The organism is Microbacterium xerophyticum (assembly GCF_053543555.1).
Window position 1 is genome coordinate 198,451 of sequence record NZ_JBLVOB010000004.1, and the last position, 5,428, is coordinate 203,878.

Sequence of the window (5,428 nt, forward strand, 5' to 3'; positions counted from 1 at the left end):
GCGACGGTCGTCTCGTCGGCGGACGGCAGCGCCAGCGGTGCGTTGTTCACGAGGTACGCCATCAGGACGATGGCTCCGATGAGCAGCACCGCGAGTCCGGCGAAGATCGCGACGGTCCAGCCACGGTAGCTGTTGCCCTCTGTGCCACCCGCAGCCGGACTGACATACGTGCGACTCGCTTCGTCGCGGGCGGTGGCGGCGCGGGAGGCGGCCGCCCGCGATTCGGCCTTCTGCGCGGCGGTCGGCGGCACGACTTCCTGCTTGTGGGCCGATGCCGAGGTCCAGGTGTCATTGGGCGCCCACGTGCTGCGCGTGCGCGTCGCGGGCTCTGTCGCCGCGGCATCCGTCTTCTCGGGCGGCGCAGGAGGGATGACCGGCTCCGGGCGGGGAGCAGGCGGCGCGGCACTGAACGTGGGCGGCGGCGGCATCTCGAAACCCTCGATCGCGGCCTCCGCGTCGGGGATCGCGACCGTCTCCGGAGCCGGGACGTCGAAACGCTCCACCCCTGGCGCCGCGGGAGGAAGGCCCTGTTCACCACCCGGAACGGGCGCATCGGTTGTGGCATCCCGTCGGGGATCTTGCGGTTCTTCCGTGTTTTCGCCGCTCACGCTCTCGATACTACGTGCGACCGCGCGATCCGCATCCGGTCTCCCGGCGATCTGCGGGACTCAGCCGCCGACCGACCCCACATCGGTGTTGCCGACGTCGGTGCGGTGGAAGTTCTGGAACGAGCGGGATGCCGTCGGTCCGCGCTGTCCCTGGTAGCGGTTGCCGTAGGGACCGGAGCCGTAGGGGTTCTCGGCCGGAGAGGTCAGGCGGAAGAAGCACAGCTGCCCGATCTTCATGCCGGGCCACAGTTTGATCGGCAAAGTGGCGACGTTCGCGAGTTCGAGCGTGACATGGCCGGTGAAGCCGGGGTCGATGAAGCCCGCCGTGGAATGAGTGATGAGCCCGAGTCGTCCGAGCGAGCTCTTGCCCTCGAGGCGTGCGGCGATGTCATCCGAGAGCGTGACCTGCTCGAACGTCGCGCCCAGCGCGAACTCGCCGGGGTGCAGGATGAACGGCTCGTCCGGCTTGACCTCGATGAGGCGCGTGAGCTCCGGCTGATCCTCGGCCGGGTCGATGAACGGGTACTTGTGGTTGTCGAACAGGCGGAAGTACCTGTCGAGACGCACGTCGATGCTCGAGGGCTGGATCATCTCCGGCTCGTGAGGCGCCAGACCGATCCGGCCGGAGGCGAGTTCTGCTCTGATGTCGCGGTCGCTGAGAAGCACGGGTACAGCCTACTGGCGCGGCGCTGTCATGCTTTGGCCATCGCCGCGAGTGCAGGTAGGCTTGCCTTCACCTGTTCTTCATGAGCGGGTTCGGGACTGTAGTTCAATGGTAGAACTTCTGCTTCCCAAGCAGATAGCGCGGGTTCGATTCCCGTCAGTCCCTCCACTTGCCACGACGAGTTCGTCATCCGACCAGGCGCGCAGCCACGATCCGGGCACTCGCCTCAGGATCCATGCGGTGACCGATCGACTCCGGCACCTGCAGGTACTCGGCATCCGGCATCATCTCCGCGAGTCGGGATGCTGCGGTCACGAGGATCGGCATCGTCTCGACCCCGCACAGAATGGTGACCGGCATCCGTACTCCGAGCATCTCTGCGGACGGTGTCGACGCGCGTCGGGTGACTAGCGCGTCGTAGATCGTCGACCTGCCGAGGGGGGAGATCTGGGCGAAGGCCGGCGAGGCGCGGAACTGCTCGATGAACGGCTCGGGCAGACCGACGGCCTCTCGCTGGAAGAGCACGACGGCCTCTTCGGGACGGCCATCGTCGACCGCTGTCTGAAGACGATCCTCAAGATCTGCCGCGGGCATATCCTCACCGAACCGGAACGGCGGCTCGGAGAGGAACAGCCTCGACATCGGCACGCCCTGCCCTGCCGCGTACAGCGCGAGGACGGCTCCGGATGAATGACCGATCACGGCTGCGTCAGCGCCGGATGCCGAGATGACCGCCGCGAGGTCTTCCACCTCGCGCTCCGGCGCGGCGATCGCGCCGTCTCCGCTGTCGCCCCTGGCGCGTCGGTCGTAGGTGATCGCACGCAGCCCGGCTTCGGCGAAGGCACGGGCGATCTCAGCGGCATCCCGCGCAGTAGACAGAGCGCCGTTGACGATGATGACGGTGGGGCCCGCGCCGGACTCGTGCATGGCGATGGGGGTTCGGTCTGCAGACGTGACGTGGTTCATCGCTCAAGGCAACACCTGCGCCGCGAGCACGTCAAGGTGCCCGAGTCGAGGGATCGACGATCCTACAGAAGAGCGTCGCTCTTGACATCGTTTCTGAGTCCACTCATAATTGAGTGTGGTCGCAACAGTGGCCTGCACGAAGGTCCAGACACGGAAGGCGGCACCCATGACGCATTCTTCTCAGAGCACGGCGTTCATCGACGCGCCGACGAGAACCGTGACGACTGTCGGGACACAGTTCGCCTATCGGGAGCTGGGTGCAGGCGATGGAACGCCGCTGATCGCGCTGACGCACCTCGGCGCGAACCTCGACAGTTGGGACCCAGAGCTCGTCGATCCGCTTGCCGACGGGCGCCGAGTGATCCTGCTCGGTTACCGAGGCGTGGGCGGATCGACCGGCACCGTCCGAGACCGCTTCGAAGACATGGCGGCCGACGCGATCTCCGTGATCCACGCACTCGGCCTCTCTCGAGTCGACCTGTTCGGCCTGTCGATGGGCGGCATGGTCGCTCAGTCGATCCTCGAGCAGGAACCCGAACTCGTCGATCGCGTCGTCTTCGCCGGCACCGGACCGCAGGGTGGACCAGGGCTGACCGAGATGACCGGCGTCATGGTGCGGGGTATCCTGCGCGGAGCGGCGACGTTCACCCCCACCACCTCGCTGCTCTTCTTCACCCGCACTCAGGATGGCAAGCGCGCAGCATCCGACTACCAGACGCGGTTGAAGCGGCGTCGTATCGGGCGTGACAAGCCGGTCGGCCTCGGCGTACTGCGCGCGCAGCTCGGTGCAGTAAAGCGGTGGGGTGGGCAGCGCCCTGCCGCTGTCCCCCACAACGACCCGGTGCTCATCCTGCATGGCGACAGCGACCGGATGGTTCCGGTCGGGAACTCCGCAGCGCTGCTGGCACGATTCCCTGACGCAGAGGTGCAGATCTTCGCCGATTCGGGGCACGGCGTCGTGTCTCAGAACCGACAGACGGTCGCCGACACCGTCGATCGATTCCTGGGCCGTTGACGCGACGTCCCACAGACATTCCAAGGAGATAGAGAGCATGCGAGCGTTTCTTTTCGACAAGTACAAGGATGCCGTCCACGAGGCGGACGTGCCCGAACCCGTCGTGGGCGACCGCGATGTCCTGGTGCGAGTGGAAGCCGCCGGCGTGAACCAGTTGGACGAGAAGATACGAGCCGGCGAGTTCAAGGCGATCCTGCCGTACCGGGCCCCCCTCGTGCTCGGGCACGACGTCGCCGGCACCGTCATTCGCGCCGGCTCGAAGGTGCGAGGATTCAGGCCGGGCGACAAGGTGTTCGGCCGCCCGCGCGACGGTCGGATCGGCACCTTCGCCGAGCGGGTCTCGGTCGACGCATCCGACCTCGCTCTCGCGCCGACCACGATCAGCCTGGTCGAGGCGGCATCGTTCCCGTTGGTCGCCTTGACCGCCTGGCAGGCGCTCGTCGTCCACGGCAACGTGCGGCCGGGCCAGAAGGTGCTCATCCACGGCGGTGCAGGTGGCGCCGGATCGATCACGATCCAGCTCGCCAAGCACCTCGGCGCCCACGTCGCCACGACCGCCTCGGCGAAGAACGCCGACTTCGTCCGCAGCCTCGGCGCCGACGAAGTGATCGACTACCGCACCCAGGACTTCGAGAAGGTGCTCTCCGGCTACGACTTCGTACTCGACAGCGTCGGCGGCGAGAACCTCGAGAAGTCGCTTCGCATCCTGCGCCCCGGCGGCAAGGCGATCGGCATCTCGGGCCCGCCCGACCCCGCATTCGCGAAGCGGATCGGCCTGAATCCGTTGCTCCGGCTGGCGATCACGGCGTTGAGCGGCAAGATCCGCCGCCAGGCGAAGAAGCTCGGCGTGACATACGAGTTCCTCTTCATGAGCGCCAGCGGCGAGCAGCTCCGCGAGATCGCCGAGCTCATCGACGACGGCACCCTGCGGCCCCTCGTCGGCAAGACATTCTCGTTCGACGAGACCCCGGATGCACTCGAGTCGATCGCCAAGGGCGGCGTGAACGGCAAGACCGTCATCACCGGCGCCGGACACGAATGACGCCGGACACGAACAACGAAGGAGACAACACCATGAGCACCATCGACGAACCCGTCATCACCTCGTACGCGAAGGCTCCGGCCAAGACGGTCACCGCTGCGGGCATCACCTTCGCCTACCGCGAACTCGGCCCGAAGGGCGGCATCCCCGTCATCTTCTTCGTGCACCTCGCCGCAACCCTCGACAACTGGGATCCGCGCATCATCGACGCGATCGCGAGCTCCCGCCACGTGATCACGTTCGACCAGCGCGGCGTCGGCGCATCATCCGGCACGACGCCGGGCACCATGGAAGAGGCTGCCGACGACGCGTACTCCTTCATCACCGCTCTCGGATACGACAAGGTCGACATCTTCGCCTTCTCGATGGGCGGCATGATCGCACAGGACCTCGTCGTCAAGCATCCAGATCTGGTCCGCAGGCTCGTCCTGACCGGCACCGGACCGCGCGGAGGGAAGGACATGGACGAGGTCGTGGGTGTCACCTACTGGGACATCTTCCGCTCGGTGATCACCCGCTCCGACCCGAAGGAATTCCTCTTCTTCAACCGCGACCAGGCTGGGAAGAAGGCGGGCAAGGCGTTCGTCGAGAGGCTGAAGGAGCGCACCACCGACCGCGATGCGCCGATCAGCAACAAGGCGTTCAGTACTCAGCTCAAGGCCATCCAGCGCTACGGACGCTCCGCGCCGTCAGACCTGTCGATCATCACCCAGCCGACACTGATCGCCAACGGCGACAACGACCGCATGGTTCCCTCGATCCTCTCGGCCGACCTGCACCAGCGCATCAGGGACTCCGAGCTGATCATCTACCCGAACGCGGGCCACGGTGGCATCTTCCAGTACTGGGAGAAGTTCGCTCCGGTCGCAGCGAAGTTCCTCGCCCCGTAGTCCACCACCGTCGTCAGAATCTGAAGGAGTCAGAATGAGCGAGACCACGACCAAGCCTGATGCGTCCAAGCACTTCACCTCGTCGATCCTGCTGTGGATGCGCACCGACAAGCCACGCCAGGAGGGCATGGACCGGTGGAAGGGCCCTCATTCCGGCATCATCTCCGCGACTCCTGGGCTGCTCGAGTACCGGCAGATCCATCTCGCCGAACAGAATCCGGGGCGGGGGGCGGCCCCCCCCGG

At 66.4% G+C, this 5,428-nt stretch carries 5 protein-coding genes, 1 tRNA gene and 2 pseudogenes; 5 read left to right on the forward strand and 3 right to left on the reverse strand.

All coding sequences use genetic code 11. The annotated features are described in order from the left end of the window. Positions 1 to 503 (reverse strand): annotated as a pseudogene (locus ACNPNP_RS03555) (hypothetical protein); the annotation flags it as partial. A 165-nt stretch (positions 504 to 668) separates the two neighbouring features. Beyond that, on the reverse strand, positions 669 to 1,274 hold the full coding sequence (dcd, locus tag ACNPNP_RS03560; protein ID WP_448964688.1) for a dCTP deaminase: 606 nt from the start codon (positions 1,272 to 1,274) through the stop codon (positions 669 to 671). Between the two features lie 92 nt (positions 1,275 to 1,366). Between dcd and ACNPNP_RS03565 the strand changes: the two genes are divergently transcribed. Then, positions 1,367 to 1,440, forward strand: a tRNA-Gly gene (locus tag ACNPNP_RS03565). An 18-nt stretch (positions 1,441 to 1,458) separates the two neighbouring features. Here the strand turns inward: ACNPNP_RS03565 and ACNPNP_RS03570 are convergent. Next, positions 1,459 to 2,238, reverse strand: coding sequence for an alpha/beta fold hydrolase (locus ACNPNP_RS03570; protein ID WP_448964689.1), 780 nt, complete (start codon positions 2,236 to 2,238; stop codon positions 1,459 to 1,461). Positions 2,239 to 2,404: 166 nt separating this feature from the next. On the opposite strand from ACNPNP_RS03570, the gene ACNPNP_RS03575 reads away from it, so the two are divergent. The 4 genes and pseudogenes from ACNPNP_RS03575 to ACNPNP_RS03590 form a co-directional block, all read left to right on the forward strand. Beyond that, on the forward strand, positions 2,405 to 3,253 hold the full coding sequence (locus ACNPNP_RS03575; protein ID WP_448964690.1) for an alpha/beta fold hydrolase: 849 nt from the start codon (positions 2,405 to 2,407) through the stop codon (positions 3,251 to 3,253). Between the two features lie 37 nt (positions 3,254 to 3,290). Then, positions 3,291 to 4,295 (forward strand): NADP-dependent oxidoreductase, encoded by a 1,005-nt coding sequence (locus ACNPNP_RS03580; protein WP_448964691.1) that lies wholly within the window; start codon positions 3,291 to 3,293, stop codon positions 4,293 to 4,295. A 32-nt stretch (positions 4,296 to 4,327) separates the two neighbouring features. Then, positions 4,328 to 5,185: an alpha/beta fold hydrolase gene (locus ACNPNP_RS03585; protein WP_448964692.1), complete on the forward strand. Its 858-nt coding sequence runs from the start codon at positions 4,328 to 4,330 to the stop codon at positions 5,183 to 5,185. A gap of 34 nt (positions 5,186 to 5,219) precedes the next feature. After that, positions 5,220 to 5,428 (forward strand): annotated as a pseudogene (locus tag ACNPNP_RS03590) (strictosidine synthase); the annotation flags it as partial.

Excerpts from the sequence above, each read along its gene's own strand:
- ACNPNP_RS03580 (WP_448964691.1), top strand. The coding sequence starts at position 3,291 with ATGCGAGCGTTTCTTTTCGACAAGTACAAGGATGCCGTCCACGAGGCG.
- ACNPNP_RS03575 (WP_448964690.1), top strand. The coding sequence starts at position 2,405 with ATGACGCATTCTTCTCAGAGCACGGCGTTCATCGACGCGCCGACGAGA.
- ACNPNP_RS03585 (WP_448964692.1), top strand. The coding sequence starts at position 4,328 with ATGAGCACCATCGACGAACCCGTCATCACCTCGTACGCGAAGGCTCCG.
- ACNPNP_RS03570 (WP_448964689.1), bottom strand. The coding sequence starts at position 2,238 with ATGAACCACGTCACGTCTGCAGACCGAACCCCCATCGCCATGCACGAG.